This window comes from Sporanaerobacter sp., assembly GCF_047830725.1.
Classification (GTDB): Bacteria; Bacillota; Clostridia; order Tissierellales; family Sporanaerobacteraceae; genus Sporanaerobacter.
The window spans coordinates 1104242-1122230 of the sequence record NZ_CP181252.1 but is presented as its reverse complement, the minus strand read 5'-3'; the positions used below and the strand labels follow the sequence as shown (position 1 = coordinate 1122230).

At 30.4% G+C, this 17989-nt stretch carries 13 protein-coding genes, 1 pseudogene and 1 riboswitch; of the genes and pseudogenes, 1 reads left to right on the top strand and 13 read right to left on the bottom strand.

The genetic code is table 11. From position 1 onward, the window contains the following. The first annotated feature begins 132 nt into the window (after positions 1 to 132). Complete coding sequence (locus ACFWUA_RS05560; protein WP_416199143.1) at positions 133 to 3054, top strand: insulinase family protein; 2922 nt, start codon at positions 133 to 135, stop codon at positions 3052 to 3054. Between the two features lie 28 nt (positions 3055 to 3082). Here ACFWUA_RS05560 and ACFWUA_RS05555 read toward each other — a convergent pair whose 3' ends face one another. From ACFWUA_RS05555 to ACFWUA_RS05495, 13 genes and pseudogenes are all read right to left on the bottom strand, one after another. Beyond that, a complete protein-coding gene (locus tag ACFWUA_RS05555; RefSeq protein WP_416199142.1) occupies positions 3083 to 4723 on the bottom strand; it encodes a hypothetical protein in 1641 nt (546 codons plus the stop codon). A 3-nt stretch (positions 4724 to 4726) separates the two neighbouring features. Continuing rightward, entirely contained in the window at positions 4727 to 5515 is a 789-nt protein-coding gene (locus tag ACFWUA_RS05550) for an ABC transporter ATP-binding protein (protein WP_416199141.1), read from the bottom strand. A 106-nt stretch (positions 5516 to 5621) separates the two neighbouring features. Next, entirely contained in the window at positions 5622 to 6524 is a 903-nt protein-coding gene (locus ACFWUA_RS05545; protein ID WP_158281650.1) for a sensor histidine kinase, read from the bottom strand. A gap of 13 nt (positions 6525 to 6537) precedes the next feature. After that, complete coding sequence (locus ACFWUA_RS05540; RefSeq protein ID WP_352404687.1) at positions 6538 to 7353, bottom strand: ABC transporter permease subunit; 816 nt, start codon at positions 7351 to 7353, stop codon at positions 6538 to 6540. Beyond that, a complete protein-coding gene (locus ACFWUA_RS05535; protein ID WP_352404686.1) occupies positions 7337 to 8260 on the bottom strand; it encodes an ABC transporter ATP-binding protein in 924 nt (307 codons plus the stop codon). The genes ACFWUA_RS05540 and ACFWUA_RS05535 overlap by 17 nt, the downstream gene beginning before the upstream one ends. Positions 8261 to 8348: 88 nt before the next feature. Further along, a complete protein-coding gene (locus ACFWUA_RS05530) occupies positions 8349 to 9035 on the bottom strand; it encodes a response regulator transcription factor (protein ID WP_416199140.1) in 687 nt (228 codons plus the stop codon). A gap of 218 nt (positions 9036 to 9253) precedes the next feature. Further along, positions 9254 to 10645: a hypothetical protein gene (locus ACFWUA_RS05525; RefSeq protein WP_072745107.1), complete on the bottom strand. Its 1392-nt coding sequence runs from the start codon at positions 10643 to 10645 to the stop codon at positions 9254 to 9256. Continuing rightward, entirely contained in the window at positions 10645 to 11139 is a 495-nt protein-coding gene (locus ACFWUA_RS05520) for a sigma-70 family RNA polymerase sigma factor (protein WP_416199139.1), read from the bottom strand. Before ACFWUA_RS05520 ends, ACFWUA_RS05525 begins: the two co-directional genes overlap by 1 nt. A 176-nt stretch (positions 11140 to 11315) precedes the next feature. Then, a pseudogene (locus ACFWUA_RS05515) lies at positions 11316 to 11609 on the bottom strand (EamA family transporter); the annotation flags it as partial. A gap of 318 nt (positions 11610 to 11927) precedes the next feature. Then, a complete protein-coding gene (locus ACFWUA_RS05510; RefSeq protein ID WP_416199138.1) occupies positions 11928 to 13787 on the bottom strand; it encodes an ABC transporter ATP-binding protein in 1860 nt (619 codons plus the stop codon). Next, on the bottom strand, positions 13780 to 16002 hold the full coding sequence (locus ACFWUA_RS05505; protein ID WP_416199137.1) for an ABC transporter ATP-binding protein: 2223 nt from the start codon (positions 16000 to 16002) through the stop codon (positions 13780 to 13782). Before ACFWUA_RS05505 ends, ACFWUA_RS05510 begins: the two co-directional genes overlap by 8 nt. A gap of 20 nt (positions 16003 to 16022) precedes the next feature. Continuing rightward, positions 16023 to 16475 carry a MarR family winged helix-turn-helix transcriptional regulator gene (locus ACFWUA_RS05500; protein WP_416199136.1) on the bottom strand — a complete coding sequence of 151 codons (453 nt, stop codon included), beginning with the start codon at positions 16473 to 16475 and terminating at the stop codon, positions 16023 to 16025. A gap of 167 nt (positions 16476 to 16642) precedes the next feature. Next, complete coding sequence (locus ACFWUA_RS05495) at positions 16643 to 17821, bottom strand: cation:proton antiporter (RefSeq protein ID WP_416199135.1); 1179 nt, start codon at positions 17819 to 17821, stop codon at positions 16643 to 16645. A gap of 61 nt (positions 17822 to 17882) precedes the next feature. Then, positions 17883 to 17941, bottom strand: a riboswitch (Fluoride riboswitch). Between the last annotated feature and the right edge of the window lie 48 nt (positions 17942 to 17989).

Here is a 17989-nt window from a genome sequence, read left to right as displayed (position 1 = left end):
ACCACACTGGAACATTAATGTCTACAATATATACGAGGACGGTTCTTTTTGTCGCATTTTTTTGGCGTTATTATCTCCATTAGTGCTATAATATTAAATATAGCACTAATTTTTATAAAAGGAGGTAATTTTGTGACTTTTGAAATTGGTAAAACTTACTTTGGATTTAATTTAGTAGATGAGTATGAAATAAAAGAAATACAGTCAATCGCAAGAATATTCTATCACGAAAAATCAGGTGCACAATTGCTCCATTTAGAAAATAATGATGACAACAAAGTTTTTTCAATTGGATTTAGAACTCCACCATCAGATAGCACGGGGGTTCCTCATATAATAGAACACAGCGTTCTATCTGGTTCTAGAAAATACAAAACTAAAGAACCTTTCATGGACATGGTAAAAGGTTCACTGCAAACTTTTATCAATGCTATGACCTTTGCAGACAAGACAATATATCCTATAGCAAGTAGAAATGAAAAAGATTTCTTCAACTTGATGGATGTCTATTTAGATGCAGTTTTTTATCCTAGCATATATGAAAAACCTGAAATATTTATGCAAGAAGGTTGGCACTATGAATTGTTTAAAAATGAAGATGATATAGAATATAAAGGTGTTGTCTATAACGAAATGAAAGGGGCTTATTCGTCTCCTGAGACAATTCTAGAAGAAAATATAAGTAAATCACTCTATCCTGATACTTGTTATCAATATTCTTCTGGTGGAAATCCTGATGTTATTCCAGAACTTAGCTATGAAGCTTTTTTAGATTTTCATAGAAAATTCTATCACCCTTCCAATAGCTATATATACCTATATGGAAATGGTGATATACAAAAACAACTTAAATTTATAGATGAAAACTATCTATCAAATTTTGATAAAACAAAAATAGATTCCCATATCCATAGTCAAGAACCTTTTAAATCTAGAAAAGAAATAGTAGACTACTATCCCATTTCAAGTGACGAAAATGAAGAAAATCGTACTTATTTAAGTTTAAACTTCGTATTGGGAGAAAAAACTGATTCAGAAACCTATTTGATGAGTAGTATATTAAGTCAATTGTTAATAGAATCTCAAGCTGCTCCACTTAAAAAGGCATTAATTGATGCGGGAATAGGAGAAGATATATTCCCAATAATCACAGATGGTATACAAATAGGTTTCGGTATTGTTGCAAAAAACACATCCTTAGATAAAAAAGAAGAATTTGAAAAAATAGTCTTTGATACTTTAAACAAATTAGTTAAAGAAGGTATTGATAAAAAACTAATTCAAGCTTGTATAAATATAGTTGAATATAATCTACGAGAAGCTGAAAATTTCCCAACTAAAGGCCTTATATATAATATACAATCCTTAAATAGCTGGTTGTATGATAGTAGCCCTACAACTCATCTACAATATGATGAAACTATAAACAAAATAAGAGCTAATATAGATAATGGCTACTTTGAAAAATTTATTGAAGAAAAAATCATAAACAATTCCCATAGTTCTATGGTCATTATAGAGCCTAAAAAAGGATTGGGAGAAGAAAAAATTGAGAAAACAAAAGAAAAACTAGCTGATTATAAAAAATCTCTTACTGAAGAAGATATAGAGAAATTAATTGAACAAAATGAAAAACTCAAAACAATCCAGTTGTCAGAAGATACTGAAGAAGCCAAAGCTACAATTCCAAAACTTTCAATATCTGATGTAGAACCTAAAGCTTTAATTATTCCTCAGGAAATAATTAAGGATGAAAACTACGCCATACTTTATCATGATATCTTCACTAGTAAGATTGCCTATGTAGACTTTTATTTTGATATATCTATGATTGATGAGGAATTGATTCCATATACAAATCTATTAGCTTGGATTTTAGGAAAGATGGATACAGAAAGTATGAATTATTCTGAAATTTCAAATGAAATATATGTAAATACCGGTGGAATTAATTTTAGTGTTAGTGCCTATGGAAAAAATAAAAGCAGTGAAGTTTTCCATCCTAAATTTATTGTAAGTGGCAAGGCTATAGGAGACAATATATCTAAACTATTAGAACTTACAAATACATTGATTACAGAAAGTAAATTAGAAGATAAAAAACGAGTTAAAGAACTACTTCAACAGTTGAAATCAAGAATAGAAATGATTATATTTGATATGGGACATTCTGTAGCTTCTGTAAGAGTTGGTTCCTATTTCTCGCCAATTATGAGATATATAGATAAAATAAATGGACTAGATTTCTACTGGTTCCTTTCAGATATCCTAGAAAACTTTGATGAAAATTGTGAAGAAATCATGTCCAATATTCATGAAGTATACAAAAAGATATTTAATATAAATAATTTAATTGTATCATTTACTGGAGATAAGGACGATTTCGCTATTGTAAAAGATAATCTAAAAGTTGTGACAAAAGAACTCAATAAAGAAGAATTAGAAAATAAAGAATTTAGTTTTTCTGAAGAAAAATTGAATGAAGGAATACTTTCAGCTGGCAATGTTCAATATGTATCAAAGGGCTATAATTTCAAAAAACTTGGATATGAATACAATGGCAGTATGCTTGTTCTAGCTACTATATTAAATGGCGATTATCTTCACAATAGAATAAGAGCAAGAGGTGGAGCTTATGGTGCAGGTATATCCTTTGATAGCTCTGGTCATGTAATTACTTACTCCTATAGAGATCCTAATCTTAAGGAAACTATAGAGGCTTATGACAATATGGCAGATTATATTAAGAACTTAAGTCTAGATGATTCCGATTTAACAACATTCATCATAGGAACTATAAGTCGTCTAGACCCAGCTTTGACTCCTCACATGAAGGGTCAAATAGCAACAATAAGATATATCTCTAATATAAGTCAAGAAGAAGTACAAAAAACAAGAGATGAAGTATTAAACACAAAGCTTAAAGATATAAAGGCTCTATCACCTATTCTTGAAGATACAATGAAACAAAATTATCTATGCGTACTAGGGAATGAACATAAGATAAGAGAAAATGAAGAAGTATTTAACAATATCGTTAAATTGAAAAAATAATAAAAAAGCGGGAGACCACAGGTCTCCCCTACATATTTTCAATAGATATGTTAAATGCCTTTTCCCATGCAAATATATTTGCTATAACTAATATAAGTATATAAATATATCTGCCATAGTCAATTTTTGTAGCCCCATAATGAACTCCAGCTAAAACCCCTATAATTAAAAACAATGGTATAACAATAAATCCCTGACTCTGACTTACAACTTCAAAAGGTTCAGAAAAAGGTAAAGTCTTTTTCATGCATTTAAAGCAAATCACGATAAATAGTATTATGTTTAAAAATACTATAACTAAATCTAAAGCTATTTTCCCTTTAAATATAATCATAAATATTATACTTTCAAAAACATACATAGGAAGCAAAAGATTAATGACAAAAGCTTTTAAAGTACCTTTAAATATATCTTTTGCCTCAGTAAAAGGCAAAAACTTATAAATCCAAGCAGCTTTATATTTTTCAGAATAACCTATGACCATAAGTATGGTTGGTATCATAAAGGCAACAAAATATATATTAAAGTACATCTTGCTATTGGCTATATTTGCCCATCCCTCATCTTTTGCCATTGACAATAAAAATATAAATGGGAAAACCAGAGAAAGTCCCAATGAAGGATAGGTTTTAAGCTTAAAATTCCTTTCTTTTTTCATCATATTGGTAGCAAATCTAAAAAACGTTCTTTCTTCTTTAGTTCTACAAAATATATTTGATAAATAGAAATTTAATCCTCTATCCCTAACTTTCACATTTCCACTACTATTGTTCAATTTCTGCAAATTGCTTTCAAAAGTAGGTGTAAGCTTTACATATATTATTATTGCTAATATAGGAACTATCAACGCTAAAACTGAAAATAATATTATGTGAGTATCATAATTTTTATTGATGATAAACTCAAAAGGTCCACCAAACCATATGGATGGAATTAAGTATTGCCACCATTTTGGAACAAAATCAATATTCATAACATCACTAAAATCAAACAATCTTCCTATAAGTTGATATCCTACAGATAATGCTATAGTTAAAACAATTTGTACATAATTAATAATATCTTTAAGCTTTTCACCGTCAAAAAACTTAAGTATCAATATATACAATAAAGCAGTTAAAGCTACTATCAATAAATCCATCAAAATTATTTCCAATAAAAATAATACAAAAAACATAAATCCACTTCTAAATAAGGATACAATAAGTGCTGGCCCTGTAAAAGAAAATGTTATATAAAACATGTATATCATTATATGCACAGTCTTTGCTGCACTTAAGGTCTTCCCGTCTACTGGCTTTGACAAAATTATATCTTTATCTCTTAAATCCAATAGTACAGAAGAAAAATCTGAAATCAAAATAGTCATCATCATAAACATCAATATCCCAAATAGAAAACTCATTTGAAATAGATAATTTTCTTTCATAATAACAAAAGGAACTAACATCAACCCTAGCAATATATAAAACCAAAGAGATTTTATGATACTATTTCCCTCTTCACTCTTCTTTTTGGAAGTATTATTTTGCATTACTGTAGGAACTCTTCTTTCATCTAACATAAGCTTAAGTTGAAGTATCTTTCGCATAGTATCATAATCTACTCCAAAGCTTTCAAACAATCCTCTAAATTTATCTATAAACCTTAGTATTTTAAAATCCTTCATATCCTACACCCCTTGAACTATGGATACAATTTCTTCTGCAATCTCTTTGTGTTCATTGAATCCAGTGAGTTCGTTAAATATCTCTTCCAATGAACCTTCCATAGATTTTTCTTTTAATTCGTCAAAACTTCCATCTGCAACAACTTGTCCATCATTTATAAGGACTATTCTACTACTTATCTTTTCAACGATTTCCATTATATGAGATGAATAAAATATAGTTTTCCCTTGAGAAGCCAATTCTGCTAATACTTCTTTGAAAACCATGACACTATTTGCATCCATTCCACTTAGGGGTTCATCTAAAAATAGAATATCTGGATTGTTCAATAAACTTGATATTATGACTACCTTTTGACGCATTCCCTTTGAATATGAGGATATCCTTGAATTATATACATCTTTTAGGCTGAACAATTCCATTAATCTCTCTGCCTTTTCATCAGCTACATTGTAATCAAGACCATATAGCTCTCCTATAAAGGTTAAATATTCTCTTCCAGTTAAACTATCATATATTTCAGCTGTTTCAGGAACATAGCCTATTCTCTTTTTGTATTCTACATTTCCACTTGATATATTTTGTCCAAATATCTTTACTTCCCCTGTATACTGTTCAATAAGCCCTAGCATTATCTTAACAGTAGTACTTTTCCCTGCTCCATTTGGCCCTATATAACCTATGATTTGTCCACTATAAACATCTAAATCTATTCCCTTCAACACCTTTTTAGTACCAAAACTCTTTTCCAATCCTCTTATTGTTATTATTGGTTCATTATGTGATTCCATAGACTCACTCCTTATTATCCATTATGCTAATAATTTTACCACAAAAATATGTTGAAGGAGAATCCTTCAGGTATTGATTTTCTCAATTAATACTTATATATCTTCATCATGAGCTTTTAATAAATGCTAGTATCAAACTAAATTCAGTCCCATTTATTTCGCATTTGATATTTCCCTTAATTTGTCTAACTAATTCATCTACAACAGCCAACCCTATACCACTAGAACTTTTACTTCTTGCCGAATCACTTTTATAAAACAAATCAAAGATTCTATTTGAATCAATCTTATCACTGATGTCAAATCCATTTTTAAATTCTAATATGATTTCATTGTTTACTTTTGACATTGCTATTACTGCACTATCTCTAGCATGTTCTAAGATATTTTTAATGATATTTTGTATAATTCTAATCAAAGCTATTTCATTTGAAACAATAGAATAATCTTCATCTTCATTGAATTCAATTGATAAATCAATGTTTTCTTTTTCAAATTCTTCATAGTATTGAAAAATTGTATTAACTAAAATTTTCTTTAAATCACATGTTTCTAATTCTAAATGAAATGTTTGATTTTGAAGTTTTGAATATATAAACAAATTCTCAATCATGTAATTTAAGACATTTACCCTATCTTGTAATATATCCGTATAATAATCCTTTTTGTTCAAATCATCACTTACTTTTAGCAATTGAATATAGCCATCTAACGAAGTTAATGGCGTTCTTATATCATGAGATAAGCTTGTTAAAGTGTTTTTTAAATAAATATCTTTATTTACATATTCCTTTTTTAAATTCTTTGATTGATTGATCAATTCATTAATTTCTCTAGCTAATTTGTTTATTTCTTTATCTTTCATATTGCAAAAAATAATTTTATTTGTATCATGTGAAATAATAAATTTTAATTGTTCAGTAATAGAACGAACTTGTTTCCGATAATTATATAAATATAATATAGCAATAAATAAAATAATAATGATAATAATTAACGCAAACTTCATCCTAATACTCTCCTTATTGAATATCTCTATTATTGATGACATACATACTAATTGCCATATATATTGTCATTGAAACAACCGCTATAAGTAATGGTCTACAATCTCCCAAACTTAATCGTCCAATGTTTCCTGAATTTAAAAAGTACATTATACTTTTTTTATTTGATTTTATGAAAGCATCAACAATTTGTAGTATACCAGCAGAAACTAAAATTCCTATCAATAAACTTGCAATTTCATTTTTTAAAAGTGTAATTAAAAATATCATAAATGATCCAAATGCCACATGTAATATCCATTGATAAACAATATATTTTATCAACAATCCTAAATCCTCCACAAAAACATATCCAAACAATATCTTACTACTTACAAATATTGTTACAGTTGCTACTGCCAATAAAATTAATGAATATATCCCTACGATAATCATTTTAGACAACAATATAAATCCACGATTTGATACTTGTCCTGCAATATTTTTAATAAAACCAGAAGTATTTTCTTTACTTACAAAACCCACAACAAACACGACCAAAAACATTAATACAATTTTGCTCTGAATATTTATTTTGATTAATCCATCAATGGGAACTTTATTATCTTCGCACCACTTTGGCGAAACACTTCCTATATATATTCCCCAATTAACTTCCTCCGAAGATGATTTTAGATTTTCTAATGCAGATGGATTGTTCTTATAATACTCTATATCTGAATAAGACATATAAATGGAGGCAAACATCATTAATATCAAAAACATCAAAATAATCCATGTGGTTTTACTTTTTCTCATACGATAAAAATCCATCCTAATTAGATTGTTCATCAATATTCCCTCCCGTTAAATGAATAAAATAATCCTCTATGGAAATAGATTCTATAGAAATGCTGTTAATGGAAATATCATTCTTATATAATTCCATTGAGATTAATCCACTATCATTTAATCTTTCATAAATATTTATCGTATGATTATCTATTACCTTGTAATTGTTAAATCCTAATTTGTCTAGGACTACAATTGCTTTTTTAGGTTCTTCTATCTTTATTTCAATATGATTGCAACATATTTCCTTAAGCTCAGCCTTTGATATTTCTTTTAATAGCCTTCCATCATTGATTATTCCAAACCTATCAACGATCTTTAACAATTCATCCAAAATATGACTTGAAATTATCATTGTTATCCCATACTCTTTATTGAGTTTCAATACAATATCTCTAACATTCTTTATCCCCTGTGGATCTAGTCCATTTATAGGTTCATCTAATAATAATAAATCTGGTTCTCCTACTAATGCCATGGCAATTCCTAATCTCTGTTTCATTCCTAAAGAATATTGTTTTACCTTTTTATTTGACTCCCCTTCTAGCCCAACAATTTGTAAGATAGAACCAATATATTTAGAATCATTTATCCCTAAGCATAAGCACTTTAACTTTAAGTTATCATATGCTGTTAAATTTGAGTACAGTCCAGGAGCCTCTATCAATGTACCTATTCTTGATAAAACCTTTTTCCTGCTAGCCCCACTATAGTCAAATAAAGCAATTTCTCCATTGCTAGGTTTTACTAATCCTGATATAATCTTTAAAAGAGTAGTTTTTCCTGCTCCATTTTTCCCAATTAGCCCATAAATTTCGCCTTTTTTTAAATTCAGGCTTATATTATTAATGGCAAATTGATTGCTATATTTTTTTGATAAGTTTTGAACTGAAAGTAAATAATCCATTTTCTTACCTCCTTCTTTTATAATCACTTACATTATAAAAGAAAAAGTTTAACAATTCGAAAATAAAGATTAAAGAATTGTTAAAGATTTATTTGCTTAACCGAAATCCTATTCCCCAAACTGTTTCTATATATTCTTCATCTGAATACTCTTTGAATTTTTTTCTTATATTACTAATATGTACATTTACTGTTTTATCTTCTCCTTCAAAGTATTCGTCCCAAGCAAAATCATAGATATCTTGCTTTGAAAACACTCTATTGGGAAAACTTAATAATAATTCTAAAATTTTAAATTCTTGCGGAGTTAAATCCACTTCATGATTTTCAATCATTACCTTATGCAAAGATTTATCTAGTGTCAGATTTTTATATTTCATCAATTTGTTATTTACTTTTTTGTTTTTATTTCTTAATTGCACAAACATTCTAGCCTTTAATTCTTCTATTTTAAAGGGCTTTGTAAGATAATCATCTGCTCCTAACATTAATACATCAACTTTGCTTTCCAATTCATCCTTCGCAGAAATAACAATGATAGAGGAGTCCGTCAAATTTTTTATTTCTGATATTAATTGTTCTCCTGAAATCCCCGGAAGCATTAAATCAAGCAAAATAATATCAAAATCATATTTCCCTAAATAAAGCAAAGCTTCTGTCCCAGAAAAAGCCTGTTTACAATTATAATTATTAACTGAAAGACTTTCAAAAATATAATTATTGATATTTGTATCATCTTCTACAATAAGTATTCTTGAATCATTCTCATTAACCATGCTACCCCCCCTTCTACCTATTCCACCTTACCAACTTTTTAGTACATTATATCATAACAAATATAATACAACCAGCAGGGACCGTTTGAGCTGAACTCTAATGTTATATGGTTTTGCGAACATTTCTTTATTCCAAAAACAAAAAAGGTAAACCCTGTTCCATCCATGTTTTCTGTGATTGAAAACAGAGGTTTACCACCTTGAAAAAGTAAGGACTATTACCTTTTTGTTATGGGGATCGTTCTTCCATTTATACTTATTGAATTAATAGATGATGTATCAATGGGCTTAGGGCTATCAAACAGAATAGCCTCATACTTTCCATCGTTAGAAAAACCAACTCCTCCTCCCCATTTAAGCTGTACACTCTCATTATTTCTATATACTCGCACATCAAAGTTCTCAGCGTCATAAGTATACTTGCTTCCTGAAAAATCTATGCCAAACGGTGTTATTACTATTTTATCAATACCAAGTCCATCAATGTCCATTTGTTTATTAATCTCAATAATATCCTTTTTGGAATCAAATTCAGCCGTTACCTGCCAATTTCCATCTATTTCATCAAATTTCGTGAATTCCCCAGTAAGTGTATAGTCTTCAATATTATTAATATCAATATCATAAATATATTCTGTATATTCATAATGCTCTGGTATTCCCTCATTTTTTACAATCTTACCATTTTCATCAGCAATGCTTAGAATTCTATCGATTTTGTTGTTTTTGTCAACCGCAAAGAAAGCTCTATCAATTTCCTGTATTAACTGACCCTTTTTATCGATAAGGTAAATGTTGGAAAAGGGTTTGACTGTTGAGTCCCTCCAAACCTGTAAATGTAGTTTGCCGTCTATAATGCCCATATTAGTAATTTTGCAATAATCAATTTTAGGGAATGTCTTAATTATTTCGTTTGGCTTTAGAAGGGACATTGCTACATTCCCATTTTGAGAAACGGTAGCGCTAACACCTATATCACCATTTCTGCTTACTTGCACGATCTTAGGATTCTTATTTACTTGGGTTAAATTGATATCATATTCTTGGCCGTTATAAATTTGAGGATTAGACTGGATTTCTTCCATACTAAATGTGACTTTCCCGCTTTTTGCCAAAGCAGAACTTGGAACAGTTTTGTATAAAACAGTCCATAACCCACTGTCTTTGTCATAATAAGCATTTTCTGCTCCGCCGCCGAGAACACCACCGTCAGCTTTTGCGTTAATATAAAATTCTGATGTTTCATTAAGGCGTTTTCCTTCAATATCTTGCATTGTAATATAAGCCTTAAGTCTGTTTCCATACGCTCCAACTGCCACAACTTCCATCTTTATACCATTGTCAATACAACTTAACTCAATTGGCTGAACATAGTGCCTATCAATGGGATTTAACTGACTTAATAACTCTTGAAAACTTGAATTTGTTGCGGCAAGTACGGTTGTAGCACCTAACACCACAATTACCGCCGTCACCAATATAAATCTTGCACTTACTTTTTTGGTACTTTTCATTTCAAAAAAATCCTTCCTTTCAATACTAACAGGTGATACAATGTGCTCCTTTACACTTTTACCGTGCAAGTATAGCTTTTTTTCAAATTCATTCACTATAAGACATCCCCTTCCAATAAATTTTTTAATTCGCCCAATGCAATTTTAGTTTTGTACCTCACGGTTGAAACAGGTTGATGGAGTGTTTTTGCCACTTCAGCATAGGTCATATCATTGTAAAAGCGCAATGTTATATATGGTGTATGCTTTGGATTTAATTTACATATTGCATCCATTATTTCAAGGTCATCTGTTGGCATATCATAAAACGCATTTATATTATCGTTGAGTTCCTCGGTACATCTTTTCTTTTTTAAGGAATTCTTACACTCATTGATAACAATACGCGTCAGCCAAGTTTTAAAATATTGCTTGTGTTTTAATTTGTTAAATGATTGATAGGCAGATAACACCGCTTCCGAAACGGCGTCCTTAGCATCCTCGCCGTTGTGCAAATAACCGATTGCGACCAAATACAACGATTTATCTATCTTTCTGTATTCCTGTTCAAAAAGTTCCTGTGAACACTTCTCCTCTTTTACATCTTGCAAACACTTCTCCTCCTTTACAAATTGATTTTGTAAAGCCTTTACACTTATTAGACAATTTAGAAATGAAAAAAGGCAAGAATTCATAAAAAATAAGGATACAAGGCAAAAACAAATTTGTTTCTACTTTGTACCCTTTGATTGATTAATCAGTTCATTAATTTCTCTAGTTAATTTGTTTATTTTTTATCTTTCATATTGCAAAAAATAATTTTATTTGTATCATGTGAAATAATAAATTTTTCTTTATTTATCAATATAATACTTGCTGAAACTAATATAATTGACCATAACACATTTGTTCCCAATAGTCTTTCTCCAAGAAAGATGTAAGAAAGAAATACGCCAAATATAGGTATGCTGAACTTATATATACTAATCTTACCAACACCATTGTATTTAAGCAAAATTGTCCACATGGAAAATGCTGCTGCAGATATAAATGCTAAATATAGAAGCAATCCATAGCCTTCTGGAGTGGAAACAAGTCCCCTTTGTCCCTAGACAAAATAAAAATATCATCATAGAAGATAAGAAAAATCTAAATCCTGCAAATATTATTTTTGCAAAAGTATCATCGGCACCTATAGAAAATAGCTTGTAACCTATTTTGATAGAAGGAAAAGCACTTCCCCACAACAAGCAGCTTAGAAGTGCTAATAAAACTATTATATAATTTTTAGTAAATATGTTTTCTCCCTTATCTCTCATACCCGAATCCCTACCTCATATTCATCATGATACAATTGTATCACAAAAATATTTTGCTGTCCCTACTGTCGTATGCTATTTTAAGATGCTTCTACATCTTCAAATTGGCTATTGTATAAGGAATAATAAAATCCGCCTTTTGCTAAAAGTTCTTCATGATTACCTTGTTCTACTATATCTCCATCCTTCATAACTAATATCAAATCTGCATCTCTTATAGTTGAAAGTCTATGAGCAATGATAAAAGCTGTTTTCCCTTCCATAAGATTTGCCATAGCCTTCTGTATAAGTATTTCAGTTCTAGTATCTACAGAAGATGTAGCTTCATCTAATATAAGCACCTTTGGATTAGATAAAATTGCCCTTGCTATAGTAAGAAGTTGTTTCTGCCCTTGGGATATATTGTTTGCCTCTTCATTTATAACCATATCATATCCATCTGGTAAAGTGGTTATAAACCTGTGAGCATGAGCTAATTTTGCTGCTCTTATTACTTCTTCATCTGTTGCGTCTAGCCTTCCATATCTTATATTTTCCATTATAGTACCACTGAAAAGCCATGTATCCTGCAAAACCATACCAAAATTACTTCTCAGATCACTTCTAGAAAAATCCACTATATCATGACCATCAAGAAGTATTCTACCACCATTTAAATCGTAAAATCTCATGAGAAGTTTAACTATGGTAGTCTTTCCTGCTCCAGTAGGTCCAACGATGGCAACTTTTTGTCCCGGACTAATGTCTTCTGAAAAATCCTTTATTATAATTTTATCTTCATTGTAACCAAATTTAACATTTTCAAAAGTTACTCTTCCCTCTACTTCTTCCAGTTTAATAGGTGTTTGAGATTCCGTAGCTTCCTCTTCTTCATCTAAAAATTCAAATACCCTTTCTGCTGCAGCCATAGTAGATTGCAATACATTACTTATTTGAGCCACTTGAGTTATTGGCTGAGTAAAACTTCTTATATACTGAATAAATGAAAGTATATCTCCTACCTCTATAGTCTTTTTAATAGTAAGCCATCCACCTAATATTGAAACTGCAACATAACCTAAATTTCCAACAAAGCTCATAATAGGCATCATTAAACCTGATAAAAATTGAGATTTCCAAGCAGAATCATAAAGTTCATTATTGATATCTTCAAATTCAGAAACCACTTGTTCCTTAGCGTTAAAAGCTTTCATTATATTGTGTCCACCATATACTTCCTCTATATGTCCATTAACTTCCCCAAGGGACTTTTGCTGTGCCTTGAAATATTTTTGACTTCTCTTAATTACTCCCATTACTACAATCATTGATATAGGTAATATCAAAAGTGCAACAATAGTCATCTGCCAAGATATAGATAACATCATAATGAGTACACCTATCAAAGTAGTAGCAGATGTTATTATCTGGCTTAAACTTTGATTTAATGATTGACTTACTGTATCTACATCGTTAGTAACTCTAGATAATACTTCTCCATGACTCACTTTATCAAAATATTTAAGGGGTAGTCTATTTACCTTTTGGAATATTTCTTTTCTTAATTTATAAGATACCTTTTGAGAAACCCCAGTCACTATAAAACCTTGTATATAAGAAAACAATGCAGACAATATATATAATCCTATCAAAGTCATTACAATATTTTTTATATAGGAAAAGTCAATTCCGTCACCACCAGATACCTTTGATATCAATCCTTCAAATATCTTAGTTGTTGCCTTTCCAAGTATTTTAGGTCCTACTATTGAAAAAATTGTACTTCCTATAGCAAATATTATTACTATGATTAGTTTCCCTTTATATGGTTTTAAATAGTTGAGAAGCTTAGAGAAGGTTCCTTTAAAATCCTTTGGCTTTTCAAATTTTCCAGCCCCAGGTCCGTGACCTTTTGGCCCTGGTCCCATTGGTCTTCTATTTGTATTGTTATCTTTACTCATTCGCAAGTTCCTCCTCTGATAGCTGTGATAAGGCAATTTGCTTATATACTTCACACTTTCTTAACAATTCTCTATGAGTCCCCATTCCTACTATTTTTCCTTCATCTAAAACAACAATCTTTTCTGCATTTTTTATAGTATTTATTCTCTGAGCTACTATAAGCATTGTTCTATTTTTAATCTCTGTATTAATCGCCTTTCTAAGTTCAGCATCTGTCTTAAAATCAAGAGCTGAAAAACTATCATCAAATATTAGTACCTTTGGTCTCTTAGCCAATGCCCTTGCAATTGAAATTCTTTGTTTTTGACCCCCAGATACATTGGTTCCGCCTTGTGCTACCTCAGATAATATTCCTTTCTCCTTTTCCTCAACAAATTCTTTAGCTTGAGCTATTTCTATAGCCTTTAATACATCTTCATCACTTACTTCGAAATTTTTCCCATATTTTAAATTGCTTTCTATAGTTCCTGTGAACAATACTCCTTTTTGAGGAACATATCCTATGTTTTCTCTTACATCTTTAAGGGTCATATCTCTAATATCTACACCATCAAGAAGAATTGCTCCACTTGTAACGTCATAAAACCTGGGGATTAAATTGATCAAAGTAGATTTACCACTTCCTGTACTTCCTATAAAGGCTGTTGTCTCCCCAGGATTTGCAGTAAAGGATATATCTTTAAGAACATATTCTTCTGCTCCTGGATATTTAAAGCTAACATTTTTAAATTCTATTGACCCTTCTATATCATCATTTAATTGTTTTGGACTTTCAGGATCTTTAATTGTAATCTCTTCATCTAATACTTCACCTATTCTCTGAGCTGATACTGAAGCCCTTGGAAGTATTAATGAAACTGCAGATATCATAAGGAAAGACATAATTATCTGCATTGCATATTGCATAAATGCCATCATATCTCCAACCTGTATATTAGCTTTATCTATTTCATGAGCTCCCACCCATATTATTAAAAGCATTATACCATTCATGATAAGCATCATGGTTGGCATCATTACAGTCATTATTCTTGAAACAAATAAATGGGTTTTTGTTAAGTCCTTGTTTGCAGCATCAAACTTTTCTTCTTCAGTTTTCTGTGTATTAAAAGCTCTTATAACCATCATCCCATTAAGAGATTCCCTCATCACTAGATTTACCTTATCAACAAACTTTTGTACCTTTTTAAACTTTGGCATAGCAGCAATAAAAAGAGTTCCTACAAGGATAAGTATAGCTATAACTCCAACCCCTACTATCCAAGCCATAGAAGTATTTGTATTAAGCGCTCTTATTACTCCACCAACTCCAAGTATTGGGGCATAAAACACCATTCTCAACAGCAACATTACAAACATTTGTACTTGTTGTATATCATTTGTACTTCTAGTTATAAGGGATGCAGTTGAAAAATTGTCAAACTCTGCATCTGAAAAAGATGTAACCTTTTTAAACACCTTATCTCTTAAATTTCTACCAAGAGAAGCAGAAACTCTTGCAGATAAAAACCCTACAATTACTGAAGCAATCATTCCTAATAAAGCAATAAGTAACATTGTTCCACCTGTAGATAGAATATAACTAGACTGAACCTTATCCATATTTATTCCTACCGCTTCATATTCAAGCTTTATATAATTTATAGCAGATTGAGTTATCATGGTGTCTGGAATGTCCTTGAATTGTTTATCCATTTCTTTTTTTAACATGTCAAATTGCTCTTTAGGTAAATTTTTAATTATCATAAAAGGATCAGTGCCTTCTGGCAAATTTGGCATAGCTTTTTGAAGTGCACCTTTTTCTACAGCATATTTACTAAGTATTGCCTTTCCTAAAAAGGAATTCATCCTGTCAATATCTTCTTTATTTGAAGTATTAAGTATATATAAATTCTCATTTTCTAATGCCTTATATTTCTTAGAAAAATCACTATATTCCTCTTTAGTTAAATTTTCTTTATTTATTAATTTGTAATTATTATCTATCAGATTATTTTCTTCTTCATTTAAAAATATCTTTATCTTATCCATTTCACTAGCCCTAATTACCTCAGGTACAGCTCTTTCAATACCCTTTTGCTGAATGCCTACATTGACTATATTTGACATATAATCAGGAAGAGCAAGGTCTGTCATAGCCTGGGCTAAAAGCAAAACTATTATTATAATTACAAATATGCTAAATGGTTTAAGCTCCTTTATTATCTTGAACATAAATTTCCTCCCTACAATATCTAAATTTCGCCATCCGCATCAAGTGCATTGTTAAGATTATCTCTCATTTGCATGAATAATCTTCTAAGAATTATCTTTTCTTCTGCTGTAATATTTGCAAAACATTCGTCTTGAACTTTATCCATTACTTTAATAGCCTCATCACACAATTTTCTTCCTTTTTCAGTTATATACACTCTAGTTATCCTCTGATCCAATTCATCTTTTCTGCGTTCTACTATGCCTTCCTTCTCCATTCTTTTCAACATTACTGTTATAGTAGAAGGCTTTATTTGCAGTTTTTCTGCCAATTCACTCTGGCTCTGACCACCTTCTTTGTTTAAGATAAAAAGCATAGGTGGTTGACCAGGATAAATCCCCACATCCTCAAGAAGTACATGAGTACGATAATAATGCAGTCTCAGTATTTCTAAAAATATAAAGTATAGTGAATCCTTATCTAGCTCTTTCATATTTTACCTCCAGTTTATGTTTAGCCTACTAAGTATAAAATAAATGATACTACTATTGTATAGCAGAGTCAATATATAGTTATAATTTTATTTATTCATATATATTCCATTAGCCTGCTAAGTGGTTTCTATTAAAAATGCGACAGTGAGTCTACTTGTCCCTTCTGTCATATTTCCAATAGCTTTTCTTTGGAAAAGTTGATTCCAATTGCTCCTAAAGGTGCTGTAATCAATATTGACAATACTGCTATAGCTAAAATAACATCTCCTGATTCTACTCCCAATGTCAATGGGACTGCTCCCATAGCAGCCTGTACAGTTGCTTTGGGGATATATGCAATAACACAAAATAATCTTTCTTTCCAATTTAAATCTGTACCTATTAGAGAAATCAATACTCCTATGCTTCTTCCTATTAGTCCAATGAATATAACTATAATACCTACCATTCCTGCCTCAAGGGCTACTCCAATATTTACCTGAGCACCTACTAGTACAAACAACAATATTTCTGCAAAAACCCATATTTTATTGAACTTTGCTGCTAATCTTTCACCTAAATCTGGCATTTTTTCTACTATTATAAAGCCTATAGTCATGACTCCTAACAAAGAAGCTATCTCTATCTTAGTCTTTAACAAATTTTCAAACTCAGTAAGTAAAATGGATACTCCAAGTATCAATAAGACCTTTTTAGTATCTCGTATATGATACTTGCTAAAAATTTTCACCATTATAATTCCAATGACAATCCCAGATCCAATTCCTAACAGTATTGATAATGGAATATTTAACAATTGTACTCCAATATTTACATGAGCCCCACTGTATAGTCCTAGAAAAGCACTAAATATAGTAATGGCAAACACATCATCTGTAGAAGCTCCTGCCAAGATTAAAGTTGGTATACCTTTGTTTGTCCCTATATTATTTTCAATCAAACTTAGCATAGATGGTACTACAACAGCAGGAGAAACAGCTGCAATTATAAATCCTAATATTCCTCCTTGAACAAAAGAAAAATCTAAAAATTTTGTTGATGCAAAAGCAATGAAAAGCCCTTCTATTAATCCTGGTATACAACTCATTTTTAATGCACTATTCCCAACTTTTTTCAAATCAGCTTTATTGATTCCAAGTCCTGCCCTTAATAGAATAATAATTAAAGCAATTTTTCTTAAATCTCCTGATATATTAATCATATCAGCTTGAAGCAAATTCAAACCATAAGGGCCTATAATCACTCCTAATATAAGCATTCCCAACAATCCTGGCAGCTTAAATTTTTCAAATAATTTATTTGCTGGTAATCCTAATAATAAAATTGCTGCTAAACTTTTTGCCATTGAAAATTCCTCCTCAAATGTAATTATGAAAACAAAAAACTCCTACAGATAATACCATGTATTACCTGTAGGAGTCATTAGCATAATGCAGTTTTGGTGAACTCCATCACCATTATTTATTTTTCTAGTGATATTATATAGTATCATAATATTCGTGTCAAGAAATCT

Coding starts and splice junctions, on each gene's coding strand:
- ACFWUA_RS05535 (WP_352404686.1), bottom strand. CDS start 8,260: ATGGATTATTTACTTTCAGTTCAAAACTTATCAAAAAAATATAGCAAT.
- ACFWUA_RS05505 (WP_416199137.1), bottom strand. CDS start 16,002: ATGTTCAAGATAATAAAGGAGCTTAAACCATTTAGCATATTTGTAATT.
- ACFWUA_RS05550 (WP_416199141.1), bottom strand. CDS start 5,515: ATGGAATCACATAATGAACCAATAATAACAATAAGAGGATTGGAAAAG.
- ACFWUA_RS05500 (WP_416199136.1), bottom strand. CDS start 16,475: ATGAAAGAGCTAGATAAGGATTCACTATACTTTATATTTTTAGAAATA.
- ACFWUA_RS05510 (WP_416199138.1), bottom strand. CDS start 13,787: ATGAGTAAAGATAACAATACAAATAGAAGACCAATGGGACCAGGGCCA.
- ACFWUA_RS05555 (WP_416199142.1), bottom strand. CDS start 4,723: ATGAAGGATTTTAAAATACTAAGGTTTATAGATAAATTTAGAGGATTG.
- ACFWUA_RS05530 (WP_416199140.1), bottom strand. CDS start 9,035: ATGGTTAATGAGAATGATTCAAGAATACTTATTGTAGAAGATGATACA.
- ACFWUA_RS05540 (WP_352404687.1), bottom strand. CDS start 7,353: ATGAACAATCTAATTAGGATGGATTTTTATCGTATGAGAAAAAGTAAA.
- ACFWUA_RS05495 (WP_416199135.1), bottom strand. CDS start 17,821: ATGGCAAAAAGTTTAGCAGCAATTTTATTATTAGGATTACCAGCAAAT.
- ACFWUA_RS05545 (WP_158281650.1), bottom strand. CDS start 6,524: ATGAAGTTTGCGTTAATTATTATCATTATTATTTTATTTATTGCTATA.